21 protein-coding genes are annotated in these 20309 nt (G+C 67.8%); 13 read left to right on the top strand and 8 right to left on the bottom strand.

Annotation, left to right across the window (positions count from 1 at the left end; genetic code table 11):
* Positions 1-2: 2 nt before the first annotated feature.
* Positions 3-986 (bottom strand): Fe2+-enterobactin ABC transporter substrate-binding protein, encoded by a 984-nt coding sequence (fepB, locus tag A9976_RS12920; protein WP_183019341.1) that lies wholly within the window; start codon positions 984-986, stop codon positions 3-5.
* A 119-nt stretch (positions 987-1105) separates the two neighbouring features.
* Between fepB and A9976_RS12915 the strand changes: the two genes are divergently transcribed.
* The gene (locus A9976_RS12915; protein ID WP_183019340.1) at positions 1106-1921 is read left to right on the top strand and encodes an ABC transporter ATP-binding protein; all 816 of its coding nucleotides are present in this window, start codon (positions 1106-1108) and stop codon (positions 1919-1921) included.
* Positions 1922-1951: 30 nt separating this feature from the next.
* On the opposite strand, the gene A9976_RS12910 is transcribed toward A9976_RS12915, so the two are convergent.
* A complete protein-coding gene (locus A9976_RS12910; protein ID WP_183019339.1) occupies positions 1952-2743 on the bottom strand; it encodes an IclR family transcriptional regulator in 792 nt (263 codons plus the stop codon).
* A 357-nt stretch (positions 2744-3100) separates the two neighbouring features.
* Between A9976_RS12910 and A9976_RS12905 the strand changes: the two genes are divergently transcribed.
* On the top strand, positions 3101-5050 hold the full coding sequence (locus A9976_RS12905; RefSeq protein WP_310889390.1) for a TonB-dependent receptor domain-containing protein: 1950 nt from the start codon (positions 3101-3103) through the stop codon (positions 5048-5050).
* A 19-nt stretch (positions 5051-5069) separates the two neighbouring features.
* Positions 5070-6380, top strand: a complete 1311-nt coding sequence (locus A9976_RS12900) for an NtaA/DmoA family FMN-dependent monooxygenase (protein WP_183019337.1) — start codon at positions 5070-5072, stop codon at positions 6378-6380.
* Between the two features lie 27 nt (positions 6381-6407).
* Here the strand turns inward: A9976_RS12900 and A9976_RS12895 are convergent, their stop codons facing one another.
* The 3 genes from A9976_RS12895 to A9976_RS12885 form a co-directional block, all read right to left on the bottom strand.
* Positions 6408-7103 (bottom strand): response regulator, encoded by a 696-nt coding sequence (locus A9976_RS12895; protein ID WP_183019336.1) that lies wholly within the window; start codon positions 7101-7103, stop codon positions 6408-6410.
* Positions 7100-8749, bottom strand: coding sequence for an ATP-binding protein (locus A9976_RS12890; protein WP_183019335.1), 1650 nt, complete (start codon positions 8747-8749; stop codon positions 7100-7102). Before A9976_RS12890 ends, A9976_RS12895 begins: the two co-directional genes overlap by 4 nt.
* Positions 8750-8820: 71 nt before the next feature.
* Positions 8821-9120, bottom strand: coding sequence for a hypothetical protein (locus A9976_RS12885; RefSeq protein WP_183019334.1), 300 nt, complete (start codon positions 9118-9120; stop codon positions 8821-8823).
* Between the two features lie 103 nt (positions 9121-9223).
* On the opposite strand from A9976_RS12885, the gene A9976_RS12880 reads away from it, so the two are divergent.
* Positions 9224-9667, top strand: coding sequence for a hypothetical protein (locus A9976_RS12880; RefSeq protein WP_183019333.1), 444 nt, complete (start codon positions 9224-9226; stop codon positions 9665-9667).
* On the opposite strand, the gene A9976_RS31885 is transcribed toward A9976_RS12880, so the two are convergent.
* On the bottom strand, positions 9642-9854 hold the full coding sequence (locus A9976_RS31885; protein WP_374618332.1) for a hypothetical protein: 213 nt from the start codon (positions 9852-9854) through the stop codon (positions 9642-9644). The genes A9976_RS12880 and A9976_RS31885 overlap by 26 nt on opposite strands.
* A gap of 200 nt (positions 9855-10054) precedes the next feature.
* Between A9976_RS31885 and A9976_RS12870 the strand changes: the two genes are divergently transcribed.
* The 3 genes from A9976_RS12870 (at position 10055) to A9976_RS12860 (ending at position 11901) form a co-directional block, all read left to right on the top strand.
* Positions 10055-10708 carry a cytochrome b/b6 domain-containing protein gene (locus A9976_RS12870; protein WP_380105228.1) on the top strand — a complete coding sequence of 218 codons (654 nt, stop codon included), beginning with the start codon at positions 10055-10057 and terminating at the stop codon, positions 10706-10708.
* Complete coding sequence (locus A9976_RS12865) at positions 10705-11496, top strand: molybdopterin-dependent oxidoreductase (protein ID WP_183019331.1); 792 nt, start codon at positions 10705-10707, stop codon at positions 11494-11496. The genes A9976_RS12870 and A9976_RS12865 overlap by 4 nt, the downstream gene beginning before the upstream one ends.
* 105 nt (positions 11497-11601) lie before the next feature.
* Positions 11602-11901, top strand: coding sequence for a pentapeptide MXKDX repeat protein (locus tag A9976_RS12860; RefSeq protein WP_183019330.1), 300 nt, complete (start codon positions 11602-11604; stop codon positions 11899-11901).
* Between the two features lie 161 nt (positions 11902-12062).
* Here the strand turns inward: A9976_RS12860 and infA are convergent, their stop codons facing one another.
* Together infA and A9976_RS12850 are read right to left on the bottom strand one after the other, a co-directional pair.
* Positions 12063-12326, bottom strand: a complete 264-nt coding sequence (infA, locus tag A9976_RS12855) for a translation initiation factor IF-1 (RefSeq protein ID WP_012204971.1) — start codon at positions 12324-12326, stop codon at positions 12063-12065.
* Between the two features lie 500 nt (positions 12327-12826).
* The gene (locus A9976_RS12850; RefSeq protein ID WP_183019329.1) at positions 12827-14215 is read right to left on the bottom strand and encodes a GntP family permease; all 1389 of its coding nucleotides are present in this window, start codon (positions 14213-14215) and stop codon (positions 12827-12829) included.
* A 318-nt stretch (positions 14216-14533) separates the two neighbouring features.
* Between A9976_RS12850 and A9976_RS12845 the strand changes: the two genes are divergently transcribed.
* From A9976_RS12845 to A9976_RS12820, 6 genes are all read left to right on the top strand, one after another.
* Positions 14534-15523, top strand: coding sequence for a LacI family DNA-binding transcriptional regulator (locus tag A9976_RS12845; RefSeq protein ID WP_183019328.1), 990 nt, complete (start codon positions 14534-14536; stop codon positions 15521-15523).
* 79 nt (positions 15524-15602) lie between these two features.
* Positions 15603-16640, top strand: a complete 1038-nt coding sequence (locus A9976_RS12840; RefSeq protein ID WP_183019327.1) for an ABC transporter substrate-binding protein — start codon at positions 15603-15605, stop codon at positions 16638-16640.
* Positions 16637-17494, top strand: coding sequence for an ABC transporter permease (locus tag A9976_RS12835; RefSeq protein WP_183019326.1), 858 nt, complete (start codon positions 16637-16639; stop codon positions 17492-17494). The genes A9976_RS12840 and A9976_RS12835 overlap by 4 nt, the downstream gene beginning before the upstream one ends.
* A gap of 119 nt (positions 17495-17613) precedes the next feature.
* Positions 17614-18381, top strand: coding sequence for an ABC transporter permease (locus A9976_RS12830; RefSeq protein WP_183019367.1), 768 nt, complete (start codon positions 17614-17616; stop codon positions 18379-18381).
* Entirely contained in the window at positions 18371-19432 is a 1062-nt protein-coding gene (locus A9976_RS12825; protein ID WP_183019325.1) for an ABC transporter ATP-binding protein, read from the top strand. The genes A9976_RS12830 and A9976_RS12825 overlap by 11 nt, the downstream gene beginning before the upstream one ends.
* Positions 19419-20279, top strand: a complete 861-nt coding sequence (locus tag A9976_RS12820) for a phosphodiesterase (RefSeq protein ID WP_183019324.1) — start codon at positions 19419-19421, stop codon at positions 20277-20279. Before A9976_RS12825 ends, A9976_RS12820 begins: the two co-directional genes overlap by 14 nt.
* The last annotated feature ends 30 nt before the right edge of the window (positions 20280-20309 follow it).

Here is a 20309-nt window from a genome sequence, read left to right as displayed (position 1 = left end):
GCTCAGCGGAAATGGCTTGCCACGGCGTCGACCATCTGCTGCCCCGAGTAGTAGTCGATGCGAAACGAGGTCGGGCCCAGCGGATAGACGCGCCGGCCGGCAACGGCGGGCAGGTTGGCCAGCAGCGGATCGTCCAGGAAGGCCTGCACATCGCCCTGCGAGGCGCCGAGCAGGAAGACGGAGTCGCCGGTGATGGCGGCCGAGAGATTCTCGCGGGAGATGAATTCGAAGTCCGAGGCGCGTGTGACCTGGGCGGCCAGCGCGGGCGGCAGGCCCTCCACCTTGAAGCCCAGTGCGGCCAGCAGCCGCGCATGGGGGCTGGCGGCGCGGCCTATGGAGTAGCTGCCGGCCAGGTTGTAGGCGACGATGCTGACGGGCTGGGCCGGTGGCGTGATGGAGGCGGCGGTCTGCGCCACATGGGCATCGAAGCGGGCAATGGCTGCGGCGGCCTGCTTCGCATGGCCCGTGATGCGGCCCAGCTCGGTGGCGATGTCCTGCCAGGACTGGCTGGAGTAGTCGACCACGACCATGGGCACGCCCTGCGCCTGCAGTTCGGTGCGGTGCTGGGCCACGCTGTCGGCCCCGGTGGCGGAGGCCACCAGCAGGTCGGGGCTGGCGCCGATGGCGGCCTCGATGTCGAATTGCAGGTTGCGGTAGAGCACCTGCACGCCGCGCTTGTCGGCAACCGCGGCCCATTGCGAGAAAAAGCCCTTGTCGTCGGTCATGCGGCTGGGCGTGGTCGCGGCGGTCGCGACGACCGGCGCATCGATGGCCAGCAGGATGCCGGTCACGCTGGGCGAGGTGGAGACGATGCGCCGGGGCAGCGGTGCATGGTCTGCGTGTGCGGCAGCCGGCGTATCCGATGTATCCGACGTATGCGGTGCGGCGCCCGCCACGGGAACGGCGGCGCGTGGAAACCATGCGAAACAGGCCAGCACGGCCAGTGCGGCGGCCGCGCCCAGGGCGGCAAGTTGGAGTCTGTTCATCTCGATCCGAAGCGACGGGGCCGGGCGCCAGGGCGGCGTCTTCAGCGTATTCCGTATTGTAGAATTCATTCCACATTGCAAACACCGAAGGACCTATCGATTGTGGGAAATGACCGGCCATGACGCAGCGCCTGAGTGCTGATGCGGTGACGCTGCGCTACGGCGAGCGCACGATTTCGCAGGGCCTGTCCCTTGCCATTCCCGATGGCTCCTTCACCGTCATCGTGGGGCCGAACGCCTGCGGCAAGTCCACTCTGCTGCGCGCGCTGTCGCGGCTGCTGGTGCCGGCTGCCGGGCAGGTCATCCTGGATGGCCGGCACATTTCGCAATTTCCCGCCAAGGAGGTGGCGCGGCGCCTGGGCCTGCTGCCGCAAAGCGCGATGGCGCCCGATGGCATCACGGTGGCGGACCTGGTGGCGCGGGGGCGCTACCCCCATCAATCCTTCATGAGGCAGTGGACGGACGCGGATGAGCAGGCCGTGGCCGAGGCCATGCAGGCCACCGATGTGGCAACGCTGTCCGACCGCCTGCTGGACGAGCTGTCAGGCGGCCAGCGCCAGCGGGTATGGATTGCGATGGTGCTGGCGCAGCAGACGCCGATCCTGCTGCTGGACGAGCCCACGACGTTCCTGGACATCGCCCACCAGATCGAGCTGATGGAGCTGCTGGCGGATCTCAACGACGCCGGCCGCACGGTGGTTGCGGTGCTGCACGATCTCAACCAGGCCTGCCGCTATGCCTCGCACCTGATCGCCATGCGCGACGGGCGCATTGCCGCGCAGGGCGCGCCCGGGGCGATCTTCACGGAGCAGTTGGTGCAGGAGGTGTTCGGCCTGCCGGCCGTGATCATTGCAGACCCCGTGTCGGGGACACCCCTGGTGGTGCCCAGGGGGCGCAGGGCCGTGAATGCCAGGGAGCGTGCCGCAGGGAACTGAGGCGCCCGGCCATTCTTCCCGGCGCGGCTTTCAAGGCGAATCTGCGCTGAAGGCCCGCCCGCCCGTGGACTGGTTGATCAGGCTGGCCTCGCGGAACAGCGCGACCCGGTCTTGCGGCGACTTGAGCTGGCCCAGGTCCGAGACGGTGGTGACCGCGCAGGCGATTTCATGCTGCGCATCGAACACCGGCGCCGCCTGGCCCGTGACGTTGGACAGCAGGTGGCTGGTCATCTCGGACCAGCAGCGCTCGCGCACGTCGTCGAGCACGGCCTTGGCCGGCGGCTTGCCACGGAAATGGGCGGGCTGCTGGCGGCGCGCGGCGTCGATGGTGGCCTTGGGCAGGAAGGCCTGGAACACCAGGCCGCAGGCGGTGTTGTCTATGGGCAGGATGTCGCCCAGCGCCAACGGGTTGATCGAGAAGTAGGCGCTGCGGTACCAGCGCACCAGGGTGGGCCCGCGGTCGGTCCAGATGGCCACGCCGCCGCTGAGCGCATGGCTGTGCGTCAGCGCCTTCATGCGCTGCGCCGCAATCTCCACCGCATCCACACGCTTGAGCGCGCCAATGCCGATGCTCAGCGCCGCGCTGCCCAGGTCATACAGGCCGCTGGCCGGGTCCTGCTTGGCCAGGCCTTCCTTGACGAGGCTTTGCAGGTAGCGGTGGGCCGTGGAGCCCCCCGTTCCCGTTCGCCGGGCCACCTCGCCCAGCGCCAGCTCGCTTTCGGCATTGGCCAGGACCATGAGGAATCGAGTGGCGATGGAGACGGACTGGATGGTGCCGGAGCGCTTCTCGCCGTCGGCTGTCTGAGGTGTTGTTTTTTTCAAGGGCTGGGCTTTCTTGCCTGTACCAGGCGCATCGCAGGTGGGCGCGCGGGCGCCGCCGGTTTCGATGATACCGGCTCACCCGAAGGCTCTGCCTCGTGCGCGCACACCATTTCGCCGTTGTTTCTTCCTTCCGCATGTGGGAATGCATTCCCTACTGTGGAATTTCAATGCATGATGGCGACCTTTGAAAAATACGAATCATTCTCATCAAAGGAAGATGCTGTGAAGCTGTGTTTCCATCGCAGGCTCCCGTCCCGGGCGGGCGCCATCGCACTCTCTACCCTGATGGCGCCGGCCGGCGCCTTCGCACAGGGCGCGTCGGGTTCCGGGGGGGAATCCACCGCGCTTGAAGCGGTCGTGGTCAGCGGAGAAAAGGTCAGGCGCGAACTCAAGGACACGGCGTCCTCCGTGTCGGTCAAGGCCGGCAAGGACCTGGCCCGGCAGGAGTCCGGCAACGCCTCGGTCCACGAGGTGCTGCACGACGTGCCCAACGTGGTCTACACCGACACGGTGGGCGCGCCCATCATCCGCGGGCAGGACACGCAGGGCCCCAACAACGGCCAGAACGTCTTCTGGGGCGGCACGGTGCCGCGCGCCACCATCAACCTGGACGGGCACTACCTCAACTACAACGAGATGTTCTTCGGCGCCACCTCGGTCTGGGATGTGGAGAGCATCGAGGTGTTCCGCGGCCCGCAGACCACCTCGCAGGGTGCCAATGCCATTGCGGGCGCCATCGTCGTGAACACCAAGGACCCCAGCTTCAAGCGCGAAGGGGCCTACCAGCTGGAGGCGGGCGACTACCAATCGCGGCGTGCGTCCATCGCCGTCTCCGGCCCCGTGGGCGAGGAGCTGGCCGCGCGGCTGGCCGTGGACTACTCGGGGCGCGATACCTTCATCGACTACACCAATCCGCAGTTCCAGCGGGGCCAGGCCGATCAGGATTTCCGCGCGCTGAATGCACGCATGAAGTTCCTGTGGCTGCCCAGCCGCATTCCCGGCCTGGAGGCCAAGTTCACCTATTCCCACAACGACAGCAACCGCCCCAGCCAGGAGGCGGCCTCCGCTCCGTTCAGCGCGCTGGAGCACTGGACGACGACCATGCCCAGCTGGAAGCAGAAGACCGACACCGGCATCCTCGACCTCAGCTACGAGCTGGGCAACGGCGTGCGGCTGGTCAACCAGTCCCAGTATTCGCGCTCGTCCGTGCAGCGCTATACCGGCATTCCCGGCGAGGGCGATGCCGATATCCGCCAGAACAATGTCTCCAATGAGTTCCGCGCCCTGGTGGGCAGCGACAAGGACCGCCTGAGCGGCTTCGGCGGCGTCTACTACGCGCGCACCGGCACGGACGAAAGCCTGCTGCTGCGCGGCCTGTCCGCCTTCGACGACACCAAGAAGAACCTGGGCGTCTTCGGCGAGCTGAACTGGCGCCTGGCCGACCGCTGGACCCTGACCAGCGGCCTGCGCTACCAGCACGACGAGGTGGTGCGCACCGGCACCTCCGTGCTGGCACCCACCGCCCTCGACTACACGAAAACCTTCTCGGCACTGCTGCCCAAGCTGTCCCTGGCCTATGCCGCCACACCGCGCTGGACCGTGGGCGCGCTGGTCAGCCGGGGCTACAACCCGGGCGGTGTGTCGCTGAACCTCACCAGCCGGCAGTGGGCGTATTTCAAGAAGGAGTCGATCTGGAACTACGAGCTGTTCAGCCGCGCCAGCCTGCTCGATGACCGGCTGATGCTCAACACCAACCTGTTCTACATGGACATGCGGGACGCGCAGTACAACATCCCCGTGGTCATCTCCCCGGGCGTGGCCCAGTCCTACACCATCAACGCGGAGAAGGCCCATGCCTACGGCTTCGAGCTGGGTGCCGACTACCGCGCGCTGGACAACCTGCGGATCAAGGCCGGCGTGGGCGTGCTGCGCACCCGCATCGAGGAGATGGGCAGCAACCCTGGCTACGAGCACAACCGCTTCGCCCGCTCGCCCGGCTACAACCTGAGCCTGGGCGTGAGCTGGGACGCCAGCCCCCGGTTCAATGTCTCCGGCCAGGTGCGCCACCTGGACGGCTACTACTCCGATACCGCCAACACCCGCGCCTATGCGGTCGGCTCCAACACCATCGCCGACCTGCGCATGACCTATGCCTACAGCGCGCGCGTGCAGCTGTACGGCTATATCAAGAACGTGTTCGACAGGCGCGCACCGACGTACCTGCAGCAAAACCGCGGCATCGGCGGCATCGAGGCCAGCATGACCGCGCCGCGCATGATAGGCGTGGGCGTGCGGGGAACGTTCTGAGATGGGAATGACAGCAGACATGACAATCCGCAAACCCCTGCACATCGGCCTTTCGCTGGCCCCCACCTGGCTGAGCGGCGACGCCTGGCGGCGGCCCGGCAGCAATATCGAAGGGCTGTACTCCAGCGACTTCGCCCTGGACCTGGCCCGGCGCGCCGAAGCCGCGCACCTGGACTTCGTCTTCCGCCCGGACGTGAGCTTTCTGCCCATGGAGGCGCTGGAGACGGGCGCGGGCTTCGCCAGCCTGGACCCCACGGTGCTGATGGCCGCGCTGGCGCGCGAGACCTCGCGCATCGGCCTGGTGTCCACGGTATCGACCACGTTTTTCCCGCCCTATGCGGTGGCGCGCCAGCTGCAGTCGCTGCACTGGATCAGCAACGGCCGCGCCGGGTGGAACATCGTCACGGCCCTGCAGGGCCACGAGAACTTCGGGCTGCAGGCCATGCCCGATGCCGATGAACGCTATGCGCGGGCCGCAGAGTTCACCGACGTGGTGCGCCGACTGTGGGCCAGCTTCCCCCACGAGGCCCTGAAGATCGACCGGGACAGCGGTCGCTACGCCGATGCCTCGCTGGTGCGCCCCATAGACCATGAGGGACCGCACCTGAAGGTACGTGGCCCGCTGAACCTGCCGGAGTTCGGCGGTCCGCGCATTCCGCTGGTGCAGGCGGGCGCGTCCAGCACCGGGCGCGACTTTGCCGCATCGGTGGCAGACATCGTCTTCGCGCCCACGCCGGACCTGGACGCGGCGCTGGAGCTGCGCCGGGACCTGTCTCGGCGCGCCCAGCGCCATGGCCGCCAGGCGCAGGATGTGCGCCTGCTGCCCGGCCTGAGCCTGTACCTGGCCGACACCCGCGAGCAGGCCCGGGAGATGTTCCAGCAGACGCACGGCCGGGTGGACAGGGGCCGCAAGCTGGCATCGATCCAGGCCATGGTCGGCCTGGACCTGACGGACTGGCCCGCAGACCGGCCGATCACCGCGGCCGACCTTCCGCCGCCCGTGGCGACCCCGTCCAGCCGCACGCATGCGGGCCTGCTCAGGCGCCTGATGGAGCGCGAATCACTGCGCATCGACGAGCTGCTGCTGCGACCGGAAATCCTGTCCGCCGCGCACTGGCAGGTGGTGGGCACGGTGGACGATGCCGTGGCGCAGATCACCGAGTGGAGCGCCGCCGGCGCCATCGACGGCTTTCTGGCCGCGCCCGGCGGCTCCGTCGAGTCCCTGCATTGCGTGCTGGAGCAGCTGGTGCCGCGCCTGGTGGAGGCCGGCCTGTTCCGCTCCCGCTACACGGGCACCACGTTCATGGAGCACCTCGACGAGTCGAGGTAGGGGCTGCGCCCTGCCCTCGCCTGGCCTTCACTGCGCCCGCGTGTCGGACCCGCCATCGGGCTCGAACGCAAAGCCCACGCCATAGACGGAGCGAATCCACTCATGGCGGTCGTCCGCCGCCTTGAGTTTCTTGCGCAGGTTCTTGATGTGGCTGTCGATGGCGCGCTCGTTCACGTCCAGCGTGTCGGCGCAGGCCAGCTCCAGCAGCTGCGCGCGGGAGTACAGGCGGCCGGGCTGGCGCATCAGGGCCTGCAGCAAGGCCAGCTCGCGCTTGGTCAGCGGCAGGGCGCTGCCGTTGAGCATGGCGCGGCCCTGATCGGGCAGCAGCGTCAGGCGCTGCTGGGCCGGGCCGGGGCCGGCACTGCGGCGCAGCACGGCCTTGACGCGGGCCACGACTTCGCGCGGGGCGAAGGGCTTGCAGATGTAGTCGTCCGCGCCCAGCTCCAGGCCCAGCAGGCGGTCCATTTCCTCGACGCGCGCGGTGAGCACGATGACGGGGCTGGCGCTGTGGGGGCGGAACTGGCGCAGGATGTCCAGGCCGTCCAGCCCCGGCAGCATGATGTCCAGCACGGTGAGGTCGGGCGGGGAGCGCAGCATGCGGTCCAGCGCCTCGCGCCCGTGGCGGATGTGCTCGACTTCGTAGCCTGCATGGCGCAGGTAGTCGATGACGATGGCGGCCATGTCGGTCTCGTCTTCGACCAGGAGGATGCGGGCAGGCTTCATGGCGCGGGATTTTCCAGCAAGGGCAGCCACAGCGTGATGCGCAGGCCGCCCAGCGGCGAGGCAGCCGCCTCGATGCTGCCGCCATGGGCCTGGACGATGGTGCGGCAGATGGCCAGCCCCAGGCCGGAGCCGCCCAGGCCATCGCCGTCGCGCACGCGGGAGGCGTCCACGCGATAGAGGCGGTCGAACAGGCGCGGCAGGTGCTGGCTGGCCACGCCGGGAGCCGTGTCGTCCCAGCGCAGCTGCAGCATGCTGCGGTCCTTCATCTGGACAATTTCGGCGGACACCTGCAGCCGTCCGCCCGCAGCCGTGTAGCGCAAGCTGTTTTCCAGCAGGTTGGCAAACACCTGGTGCAGCCGGTGCGGATCGCCCTGCACCAGCGGCGGCGGAACGCGCGCAGCCAACTCGTCCACGGTGGAGCGGTCCAGGCCGATGCCGACCTGCTCGAAGCCGGGCCGCGCGCCGTCCAGCGCCTCGCCCAGCAGGGTCAGCACATGCACGGGCACATGGCCCGAGCCGTGCAGGGCCTGCGGGTCGTCCAGGCTCACGCGCAGGTCGCTGACCAGCCGTATCAGCCGCATGATCTGCCGGTGCAGGCGCAGCGCCATGCGGTCGTCCATGGGCAGCACGCCGTCCTGCACGGCCTCGACCTCGGCGCGCATGGTGGACAGGGGCGTGCGCAGCTCATGCGCTACGTCGGCCAGCCAGCGCTGCCGCGAGGCCTCCATGGTGGCCAGTTGCACGGCCATGTCGTTGAAGGTTTCCGCAAGGCGGGCCAGCTCCGCATCGCCCTTGATGGCCACGCGCGTATCCAGCCGCCCGGCCGCAATGCCGCGCAGGCCGTCGACAAAAGCGGTCAGAGGCTCCAGCCAGCGCCGCGTGAGCCAGGCCGACAGCAGCAGCGCCAGCAGCAGGCCAGCCAGCCCGGTCCAGGCCACAAAACCCATCTGCTGCGCGAGGAAGGCGCGGTCCAGATCGCGCTGCATGCCCTGCCCGGTCTGCACGGGGGACAGCACGATCTCGCCAATGGCCTGCCCGTTGGCGGCGCGCAGAACGCGGTGCGCCGCACCTGGCTGCGGCGCCATGCCGGAGATGAGCTGGCCCTGGGCATCCAGCAGGCCCACGCGCGCCCACGGGCCGCCAAACGGGCGGTCCGGCGGCGGGCCTGGGCGGTCTGTACGGTCGGAGTGATCTGGGTGATCTGGGTGATCTGAGCGATCGGCAGGCTCTCCGCCTTCCGGCCCAGGTGGCGGCGGAAATTCCGGGCCCGGCCCCGGACCGTGGCTTCCCTCAAAACCAGGCCTCGGCTCCGGCATGGGCATGGGCATGGGCATGGGGGGCCGTGGCCCGGGCTCGCCCGCAGGAAAGCCCCGGCCCATGCCTGCGCCCGGGCGCACCATGTCGCGCCAGAAACCGGGGTTGGCGCGCGCCGCATCCCAGCCGCCGTTTTGCTCATGGTGCTGGACCAGCCGCTCGGCCAGCCCGTCCATGCCGGTCAGCTCCACCTCGGCCATGTACGGCCCCAGGCCCCGCTGCAGCCCCAGGCGCGAGAACCCGAGAAACACCAGCAGCAGGGCCACCAGCAGCACGGCCAGGGCGAAGAAGGCCTTGTGCTGCAGCTTCAGGCGCGGGAGGCGAAGGCTCATTCAGTTGCTGCGTCAGACGGCAATGCCGATGGAAATCGTGGCGGTGTGGCCATTGGTGGTGTCTCCGGTGATCACTGCTGCGGATGGGGCGGCGGCCCGCCTGCGCCGGGCCCGCCGGCCGGCATGGCCACCAGTTGCCCGTTCAGGCTGCGGCAGGTGCCGGCCAGCGTCTTCCCGTCGGGCATGGTCAGGGTCACGCTGTCACCCTCGGCCTTGCCCTGGCAGGCCGTATAGGCCTCGGGCGGCGGCGACGGCGGATTGCCATGTCCCCCGTGGCCCTGGGCATGGCTGCAGGCCGCCGCGAAGACCGCCACAGCCAGCACCAGGGCCGGGCGAATGCGTGAAGCGTTGGTTTGCGAGAAATCAATCATGGTCTTTTCCTGGAGTTGCCAAGGAATTCTTGCGACCAATATGGGGGGAAATTGGGAGAAGTGGGGACGAGCTGGTACAAGCTCTGCATCGCACAACAAAACCATGAAACCAACAAGATTCCTGCTGCTGGCCGCCCTGCTCGGCCCACCCGCTCTTGCTGCAGATCTGACCGTGATCGAAATGCATGCTGCAAGCGGCAATGATCGCCCGTACAGCCTGGATGGCCAGCAGCTCAGCCTGGTCCAGTTGAAAAACGCGCTTTCCAGAAAATTGACCGCAGCCCCCGACGCCAAAAGCACGGCACGCATTGCCGTGCTGGTAGATCCCGATGTGAAGGTCGGCGCCCTCTCCGAGCTTCGCGGCCTGGTGATGAAGGTGGGATTCGGCATGCCGCGCTATTTCATGACGACGCGGGTGAATGACAAGCTCTCCGAGATCCAGGTGAACTACAGCCCGGTCTTCCCGAGAAGCGGGCTGGAGGCGGTGATGTCGTCCGGCCAACCAGCTGCAGGCCCGTCGCTCACAACGCCAGCGCCACCCCGCTGAGCCACGCCAGCGCCTGCAACTCGCCGGCCGGCGCGGCCGGCAGGGGAGTGCCTTCGGCCTCCAGCTGCGCTGCAAGCCGGGCCGCACCCGGGTCGGCCAGGATCAGGCCGCAAGTGGGGTACATAACCATGTGGGTGAATTCGATGGCGCGGATGCCGGACAGCGGCAGCAGGGGTTCGGCGGCCATACAGGTGTGCTCGCGGGAAGGCAAGGGATTCATGCAGCTGCGGCGGTTGCCGCTGCGGCCTCGCTGCGCGGCAGGCCGGCACGCCATAGCGCGCCTGGCCGGGTGTGCCCAGGCGGGCTGAGCAGGCCTTGGGAGTTCTTGGGAGTTGTCACGATTAATTGAAGTTTGCGTGATACATCCGCTACAGGGTCCCTCCAACAATGGGATCCATGAACACCGCCCTCATCACCCCCCAACCGGCACAGCCCAAGGATGGCCAGCGCATCCACCCGCTGTGGCTGCGCCTGACGCATTGGCTCAATGCGCTCGCCGTGGTCATCCTGGTGACCAGCGGCTGGCGCATCTACAACGCGGCGCCGTTCTTTGATTTCAGCTTTCCGGGCTCGATCACGCTGGGCGGCTGGCTGGGCGGGGCGCTGCAATGGCATTTCGCGGCCATGTGGCTGCTGGTGTTCAACGGATTGCTGTACCTGCTGCTCAACATCGCCAGCGGCCGGTGGCTGCGCAAGTTCTTTCCCGTCAGCATGCAGGGCGTGCGCCAGGACCTGGTGGCCGCCCTCAAGGGCCGGCTGTCGCACGCCGACCCGGCCCGCTACAACCATGTGCAAAAGCTGGCCTACCTGTTCGTGGTGCTGGACCTGGTGGTGATCGTGCTGTCGGGCCTGGTGCTGTGGAAGTCGGTGCAGTTCCCGCTGCTGCGCGAGTTGCTGGGCGGCTATGAATCCGCACGGCGCGTGCACTTCTTCGGCATGTCCGCGCTGGTGGCCTTCGTGATGGTGCACCTGGCGATGGTCGCCCTGGTGCCCCGGACCTTCCTGACCATGATCCACGGCCGTGCGCCCAAGTCCCCATGAAAATCTTCAAAGCCCCTTCCCTGCCCGGCGTCGATGGCGCGGCCGTGGTGCACGAGGCACGCTCGCTGATCGCCCGCAAGCTCGACCAGCCCGCACGCCGCGCCTTTTTGCAGCGCTCGCTGACGCTGGGCGGCCTGTCCCTGCTCACGGGCTGCAGCATCAGCGATGACAGCCACGTCGAGGCCGCGCTCAGCCAGGTATCGCGCTTCAACGACCGCATGCAGGGCCTGCTCTTCAGTCCCACGCGGCTGGCGCCCACCTATACCGCAGCCGAGATCACGCGCCCCTTCCCCTTCAATGCCTACTACGGCGAGGACGAGGTGCGCGAGGTGGACGGGGCCAGCTGGCGCCTGGAAGTGACCGGCATGGTCGCCGACCGCCATGCATGGACCCTGGCCGAGCTGCGCGCCATGCCGCAGGACGAACAGATCACGCGCCACATCTGCGTGGAAGGCTGGAGCGCCATAGGCCGCTGGGGCGGCGTGCGCTTTGCCGATTTCCTGCGCCACATAGGCGCCGACACCAGTGCCAAGTACGTCGGCTTCAAGTGCGTGGACGACTACTTCACCAGCATCGACATGGCCACGGCCCTGCATCCGCAGACGCTGATGGCATTGACTTACGACGGGCAGCCCCTGCCGCCCAAATATGGCTTTCCGATGAAGCTGCGCATGCCCACCAAGCTGGGCTACAAGAACCCGAAGCACATCCAGGCCATGTTCGTCACCAACACCTACTCCGGCGGCTACTGGGAAGACCAGGGCTACAACTGGTTCGGAGGCAGCTGAGCGGCCTTCCAAGCCGCTGGGCCGCCAACGAAGGTGCGAGGCCGGGCCCATCCAAAGCCGGCCGATTTGCAATCCCGCAAACCGCTAATCCAAAGGAAGACTCAAATGACCAAGCTCACCACCACCCTGCTCGCCACCTGCCTCGCCCTGGCCGGTGCCACCACGGCATTCGCTGCGGATGAGATGGCGAAGGACGGCATGTCCAACGGAGCCATGTCCAAGGATTCGATGTCCAAGGATGGGATGAAGAAGGACTCCATGGCCAAGGACGGCATGAAGAAAGACTCCATGTCCAAGGACGGGATGAAGAAGGACTCGATGTCCAAGGACGGCATGCACAAGGAAGGCATGTCCAAGGATGGAATGAAGAAGGATTCCATGGGCAAGGACGCCATGTCCAAATAAGCAGACGGACTCGCCTGATCCGTCTGGTGCCCTCCAGGCGGTCGGGCCGTCGGGGCTGCTTGGAAAGCTGACTGGGGCTGCCGATCAGGCAACCAGGCACAGAGCCCGGTCCTGCCTGCGCCCCGAATGCCCGCTCTGCAACAGAAGCGGGCCGGAGGGCTTCAGCGGCGCTGCGGAGGACGCGGGCCCGGTGCGCCGGAGCGTTGCTCGATGTGGCGGAACGTGAGGCGACCCTTGTTCAGGTCATAGGGCGACATTTCAAGCGTCACCTTGTCGCCGGCCAGCACGCGGATGCGGTGCTTGCGCATTTTTCCGCCGGTATAGGCGATGAGCTGGTGGCCGTTTTCCAGCGTTACGCGGAAGCGGGAATCAGGCAGCACTTCGTCTACCCGGCCTTGCATTTCGATCAGTTCTTCTTTAGCCAATGGGACTCCTGTGAGTACATGTTGAAAGGGTTGCGTCGCCGCAAGTTGCTGGTGCAGCACCATGCTGCGGCCTTGGGCCAGCGCAGGATGACCGCTGCACGCAGGCAGCGGAGCATCGAAAAAGGGAAAAAGAGGACCCTGCAGGTGGCAGGGAGAGTGCGGACCCGGGAAGTGGGTTGGATTCGCGTGGTGCTCGCCGTTGAGGGTGACAGTTGCGGACCTCGTCACAGACTTCGTGACAGTGGGCGGCCAACGGCAGCCCGGAGACCGAGAAGGTGTCAGACGGGCACTGAGGAGGCGAACAACAAGGACAGCACCTCCATCAGTATAGGTGAATTGCCGGCCGTGCGTTGAAGCGGCGCCGGGTACCGCACCTGTACGGGGCGGCATTTTCCCTGTCGCGACTGGGGCAATTCGCAGTCGAACCGGAAGTAGTGCCCTCTCTTGGTGGTTGCCGCGGCATCGAAGCGGCCGCCGGCAGCCCGCCTCATGCCTTTCACCTATCCCAGCTTGGGCAGCAGATTGAACAGCAGCACCATCAGCAGGCCCACAAAGGACACGATGGACTGGACCACGGTAATCGTCTTGGTGGCCTCGCCCATGCTCATGCCGAACGACTCCTTCACCATCCAGAAGCCCGCGTGGTTGGCATAGTTGAAGAACAGCGAGCCGCAGCCAATGGCCAGCGCCAGCAGCGGCACGTTCAGCGAAGGATCGGAGGCCGCCAGCGGCGCCAGCAGGCCCGCCGCGCCGACGATGCCCACGGTAGCCGAGCCGGTGGACACCGACAGCAGCATGGCGATCATCCAGCCCAGCACCAACGGCGGCAGGGCGAACTGCTGGGTCATGTGGACGATGGCATCGCCCACCTTGGCGCTGGTCAGGATCTGCTGGAAGGCACCTCCGCCCGCAATGATGAGCATGATGCCGGCGATGGGCTTGAGGCTCTGGCCCAGCGCGTCGCGCAGCTTCTCGGCATCGGCGCCGCGCAGATAGCCCAGGGTGATGGAGGCAAACACCACGCCCAGCAGCATGGCCACCAGCGGATTGCCCAGGAAGGCCGCCGCATGCAGCAGGCCCGAATCCTTGGGCAGCAGCACCTCGGCCAGCGCATGCACCAGCATCAGCAGCGCGGGCAGCAAGGCGCACAGCACGCCCATGCCGATGCTGGGCGCACTGCCCTCCCCGCCTTCCTTCTTGCCTGATGTGAACTGCTCCAGCAGGGCTGCATCGGGGCGCGTGCCCATGCGCGGCGTGATGAAGGCGCCGTACAGCGGGCCACCCAGCACCATGGCGGGAATCACGGCCAGAAAGCCGTACAGCATGGTCGGGCCGACTGTGGTGTGCAGCGTGGCAATGGCGGTGAGCGGGCCGGGGTGCGGCGGCACCATGCCGTGCATGGCGGCCAGCGCGGCGATCACGGGCACGCCCACATAGACATAGGCCGATCCCTTGAAGCGCTCATTGCTTTCCAGCTTGCGCGCCACGCTGAAGATCAGCGGCAGCATGACCACCAGCCCCACCTCGAAGAACATGGGGATGCCGATCACGAATGCCACCAGGGTCATGGCCCAGGGAATCATGCGCTCGGACGTGCGCTGCAGGATGGCACTGGCCAGCCGCTCGGTGGTGCCGGAGTCCGCCAGGATCTTGCCCAGCATGGCGCCCAGGGCAATCACCACGCCCACCGCGCCCAGCGTCTTGCCGGCCCCATTGGTGAGGTTCTTGACGATCTCGCCCGGCGCCATGCCCGTGGCAAATCCCACGCCGATGGAAACCACCAGCAGGGCCAGCAAGGGATGAAGACGGATGCGCGAGACGATCAGCGCGACGAGGACCAGCACGCTGGCCAGCGCGATGAGCAGCAGTTGGGTATCGAATGAAGACATGGGAGGCTTGGAGTTGTGATTCTTGCGACGGACGCCCGCACGCTGGCGGCATGCGGTTTCCGATCGCTGCAAATCGTATGCCTGGCCCTGAGGGGGAGCTGTAGGCTCCGGGCTTGTTCGCACGGGCAGCCGCTACGCGCAGCGGGGCAACTCAACTGCCAAGACAAAGCCCACAGACCAGCAAAGCATCGGCGCCTTGCAAAGGCCAGGGCCTCAGCCGCCAAACGCCTGGCTGCCACAAAAGCTTCAAACCTTCGTCACCTCCCTGTCACGCGCGGCGGGTGCAATGTAAACGTTTTCAGGAAATCGTTTACATCCATGAGCATCACCGAGGTTGCACGCCGCGCGGGACTGTCCGTCGCCACTGTTTCGCGGGTTTTCAATTCGCCGGAGGTGGTCAATGCGCAAACGCGCAGCACGGTGCTGCGCGTGGCGCAGGAAGTGGGCTATGTGGCCAATGCCAGCGCACGCACGCTGCGCACGCGCAGCAGCAAGGTGCTGGGCGTGGTGCTGCCCACGCTCACCAATCCGGTGTTTGCCGAGTGCCTGCAGGGCATTGCCTCGCAGGCGGCGCTGCGCGGCTATGCGATTTCGCCCTGCACCACCGAATACGACCACGCCGGTGAAGACGCGGCCACCACGCGGCTGCTGGCCAGCGGGGTGGATGCGCTGGTGCTGGTGGTCTCCAACCCTGGCGATTCGGCAGCGCTGGCGCGTGTGCGCCAGGCCGGCAAGCCCTATGTGCTGGCCTATCACCACACCCATGAGCATGCCTGCGTGGGCGTGGACAACACGGGCGCCGTCAGAGAGCTGGTGCTGCGCCTGGCTGCGGCAGGCCACAGCCGCATCGGCATGGTCACGGGCCAGTTGCGCGCGTCCGACCGCGCCCAGCAGCGCTGCCGTGGCTATGCGCTGGGCATGCAGGCCGCAGGCCTGGCGCCGCTGCCGGTCTGGGAGGTGCCCTTTGCCGCCACCGCCGTGCAGATGCTGCAGCAGCACCTGAGCGAGCAGGCCCCGCCCACGGCCATTGTCTGCAGCAACGATCTGCTGGCGATACGCACCATCCGCGCGGCATCGCTGGCCGGGTTCCGCGTGCCTGCGGACCTGAGCGTGGTCGGCTTTGACGGGATTGCCATGGCGGGCGATCTCACGCCTTCGCTGGCCTCGATTTCCCAACCCAACCACGACATCGGCTCGGCCTGCGTGCGCCTGCTGTGCGATGCACTGGCGAACAAGAAAACCCTGGCCCCGCAGGACAGCCTGTGCCTGCCGCATGGCTGGCGCAGCGGCGAGTCCTGCCGGCTCTGAAACCAACAGCAGCGGCCCGCGCAAGCCAAGGCCGCGCCCTTCCCTTCCCCACGCTCCCCAACCTCTTCGAGTACGCACCATGAAACTGACTGCCCTCCCCTTCAAGCTCTCCTTCAAGCCCTCCTTCAAGCGCCTTGCCCTGCTGGCCGCCACCACCGCCGTCTGCGGCACGGCCCTGGCCCAGAGCGCCATCTGCTACAACTGCCCGCCCGAATGGGCCGACTGGGGCACGCAGATCAAGGCCATCAAGGCCGATACCGGCATCACCGTGCCGCCCGACAACAAGAACTCCGGCCAGTCGCTGGCCCAGCTGGTGGCCGAGAAGGCCAGCCCCGTGGCCGATGTGACCTACCTGGGCGTGACCTTCGCCATCCAGGCGCAGAAAGACGGCGTGGTCGCCGCCTACAAGCCCGCCAACTGGGACCAGATTCCCGCCGGCCTCAAGGACCCCAAGGGCGAGTGGGTGACCATCCACTCGGGCACGCTGGGCTTCATGGTCAACAAGGCGGCGCTGGGCGGCAAGCCCGTGCCGCAGTCCTGGGCAGACCTGCTCAAGCCCGAATACAAGGGCCTGGTCGGCTACCTGGACCCGGCCTCGGCCTTCGTGGGCTATGTGGGCGCCGTGGCCGTGAACCAGGCCATGGGCGGCACGCTGGACAACTTCCAGCCCGCCATCGACTACTTCAAGAAGCTGCAGAAGAACGAGCCCATCGTGCCCAAGCAGACCTCGTATGCGCGCCTGCTGTCGGGCGAGATCGGCATCCTGCTGGACTATGACTTCAACGCCTACCGAGCCCGCTACAAGGACAAGGCCGACGTGGACTTCGTGATCCCCAAGGAAGGCACCGTGGTCATGCCCTATGTGATGAGCCTGGTGAACAAGGCGCCGCACATGGACAACGGCAAGAAGGTGCTGGACTATGTGCTGTCCGACAAGGGCCAGTCCATCTGGGCCAACGCCTACCTGCGCCCCGTGCGCGACGTGGCCCTGCCCAAGGAGGTGGCCGGCCATTTCCTGCCCGCCAGCGAGTACGCACGTGCCACCTCGGTGGACTACCAGAAGATGGCCGATGTGCAAAAGGGCTTCTCCACGCGCTACCTGCGTGAAGTGCGTTGAGCCAGGCGGACTGCATCGTGGGCATTACCTCCCAAGCGCCAGGCGACTGGCGCGCCCGCGCGCTGCTGCTGGCCTGCAGCGCGCCGGCCGTGGCCTTCTTCGCGGCGTTCTGGCTGCTGCCGGCCGGCCTGCTGCTGGCGCTGCCGGCGCGTGAAGGCTGGCGCACCTACTTCGCCACGCTGACCGACGCGCTCTACCTGCAAAGCCTGCTGCAGACGCTGGCCCTGTCGCTGGCCGTGACCCTGGCCACGCTGCTGATCGGCGCGGTGATGGGCATTGCGCTGGCGCGCCACCGCTTCACGGGGCGCGGCCTGCTGTTGTCGCTGCTGACGCTGCCGCTGTCGTTTCCGGGCGTGATCATCGGCTTTTTCATCATCCTGCTGGGCGGGCGCCAGGGCGCGCTGGCCGACCTGTCGGTGGCCCTGGGCGGCGAGCGGATCACCTTCGCCTACGGGCTGCTGGGCCTGTTCCTGGGCTACCTGTACTTCTCGCTGCCGCGCGCCATTGCCTCCTACACGGCAGCGGCCGAGGCACTGGACCCGCACCTGGAAGAGGCCGCGCGCTCGCTGGGCGGCAATGGCTGGCGGGTGGCGCGCGATGTGTGGTGGCCGCAGCTGCTGCCCACCACGCTGGCCTGCGGCGCCATCGTGTTCGCCACGTCGGTCGGCGCCTTCGGCACGGCCTTCACGCTGTCGAGCAAGTTCGAGGTGCTGCCCATCACCATCTACAACGAGTTCACCAACTACGCCAACTTCGCCCTGGCCGCCAGCCTGTCGATCAGCCTGGGGCTGATCACCTGGCTGGTGCTGTGGCTGTCGCGGCGCTGGGCGGGTCCGGCCGCCACAGGAGTCTGACCATGCGGACCACACAAAAAAATAGCCCCCACGCTGCCCTTGCAGCGCAAGGTCCGCTGCCCCCCGAAGGGGCCGCTTTTTGCCTTGGGGCTGCCCGGCGGCCAAAAATGCCGCCGCTGATGTGGCTGGTGACGGCCACCGTCACCGTGTTCATGCTGGCGCCCATGCTGCTGTCGGTGCTGGCCGGGCTGGTGCAGAACTACGGCCAGGGCCTGTCCAGCGGATTGACCACGCGCTGGCTGGCCGAGGTCTGGGCCGGCTACGGCAATACCGTGCTGATGTCGCTGCTGCTGGCCTGCGCCTGCGTGGCCATGACCTTGGTGCTGGGCGTGCCCTGCGCCTATGCGCTGGCGCGCAGCCGCTCGCCCTGGGCCCGGCATTTCGAGGAGCTGCTGACGCTGCCCGTGGCCATTCCGGGCCTGGCCAGCGCCCTGGCCCTGCTGCTGGCCTATGGCAGCGTGGCCGCCTTCCGCCAGAGCTTTGCCTTCATCCTGGTGGGCCATGTGGTGTTCACCCTGCCCTTCATGGTGCGCATGGTGGGCTCGGCGCTGCGCCGCCAGGAGCTGGTGGCGCTGGAGGAGGCTGCGCGCAGCCTGGGCGCCTCGTTCACGCAGCGCTTCCTGGGCGTGCTGGTGCCTGCCGTGCTGCCCGCCATCGTGGCCGCCTGCCTGATGGTGTTCACCCTGTCCATGGGCGAGTTCAACCTGACCTGGATGCTGCACACGCCGCTGACGCGCACCCTGCCCGTGGGCCTGGCCGACAGCTATGCGTCCATGCGCATCGAGGTGGGCTCGGCCTACACCCTCATCTTCCTCATCGTCATCCTGCCCGTGATGTGGCTGCTGCAGGCGCTGGGGCATTTCATCGAGAAGCATTATGGAAAGTAACAGCGTCGCCATCGACATCCGGCAATGCGCCAAGACCTATGCCGACGGAACGCGCGGCCTGCAGGCCACCGACCTGCGCGTGGAGCCCGGCGAGGTGCTGGCCCTGCTCGGCCCCTCGGGCTGCGGCAAGACCACGCTGCTGCGCATCATCGCGGGGCTGGAGACGCCGGATGCGGGCAGCCGCATCGCCTTCGGCGACACCGACGTCACCCGCGTGCCCATAGAAAGGCGCCAGGTGGGCATGGTGTTCCAGCACTACGCGCTGTTCCCGCAGATGAGCGTGCAGGCCAACATCGCCTACGGCCTGCGCATACGCGGCGTGTCCGAGCAGGAGCAGCGCCGCGTGGTGGGCGAACTGGTGGACCTGGTGCGCCTGAACGGCCTGGAGCACAAGCGCCCGGCCGAGCTGTCCGGCGGCCAGCGCCAGCGCGTGGCCCTGGCCCGCGCCGTGGCCTCGCGCCCGCGCGTGCTGCTGCTGGACGAGCCGCTGACCGCGCTGGACGCCAAACTCAAGGAAACCCTGCGCGACGAGCTGGCCCAGCTGCTGCGCCAGCTGCGCATCACCGCCGTCCACGTCACGCACGACCAGCAGGAGGCCATGGCCATTGCCGACCGCATGGCCGTGATGCAGGCAGGCCGCATCCTGCAGGTGGGCGATGGTGAAAGCCTGTACCGCCGACCGGCCCATCCCTTCGTCGCCACCTTCCTGGGGCGCGTGAACCAGGTCGAACGCAGCGAAGACGATGCGCGCAGCAACCGGCTGGCGCTGGCCGGCATGGAGCTGGCCTGCCCGGCCGAATGCACGGGCGCGGCCCGGCTGCTGCTGCGCCCTGAAGACATCGAGGTCTGCGCCGCCGGCACGCCGGGCGCCGTGCCGGCATCGGTGGCGCGCCGCGTCTTCCTGGGCGACCGCCTGCAGCTCACGCTGGAGCTGGCGGGCCACACGCCGCTGATGGCCGACGTGGCCCGCGACCACGCCGCGCAATCGGGCGACCGCGTGGCCTTGCGCATCGCCCCCCATCAATGGATGCCCAACCATGCCCACGCCTGAAACCCTGCGCCCCTCCATGACCACCTTCCTGGCCCAGCTCACCGACCTGCATATCCGCGAACCCGGTCGCCTGACCTACCGCCGCATCGATACTGCCCAATACCTGGAGCGCACCGTGCAAAGCGTGCTGGCCCTGCCGCAGCGGCCGCACGCCGTCGTGATCACGGGCGACCTGACCGACTTCGGCCGGCCTGCGGAATACGCCCACCTGCGCAGCCTGCTGGCGCCTCTGGGTACCCTGCCCGTCTACCTGCTGCCCGGCAACCACGATGACCGCGACGCGCTGCGCGCCGCCTTTCCCGAGCACGCCTGGCTGCGCAGCGAAGGCTTCATCCAGTATGCGGTGGACATTGGCGCGCTGCGGCTGATCGCGCTCGACACCGTGGTGCCCGGCCACAGCGAGGGCGCGCTGTGCGAGGAGCGCCTTCAGTGGCTGGAACTGCAGATGGCCGCCAGCGAAGGCCGCCCCGTGGTGATCGCCATGCACCACCCGCCCTTCGAGACCCTGATAGGCCATATGGACAAGATCGGCCTGCTGCAGGGCGCCCAGGCGCTGGAAGAACTGGTGCGCCGCCACCCCAACGTGCAGCGCGTGATCTGCGGCCACCTGCACCGCAGCATCCAGGTCGCCTTCGGCGGCACGGTGGCCATGACCTCGCCCGCACCCGCCCACCAGGTCTGCCTGGACCTGGCGCCCGACGCCGCATCGGCCTGGACGCTGGAGCCGCCCGGCTTCATGCTGCATGCACTGCCGCCCCGCGGCCGGCTGGTCAGCCATGCCGTGGCCAGCGGCCGGTTTGACGGCCCGCACCCGTTCTGGGATGCACAGGGGCGGCTGATCGACTGAGCCCGGACGCGCGCGCGGCCCTGGTGAAAG

The organism is Delftia sp. UME58 (genome assembly GCF_014170385.1).
GTDB classification, from domain to species: Bacteria; Pseudomonadota; Gammaproteobacteria; order Burkholderiales; family Burkholderiaceae_C; genus Comamonas; species Comamonas acidovorans.
Note: the sequence above shows the minus strand (reverse complement) of the source record. Positions and strands in the feature narration are given on the sequence as shown.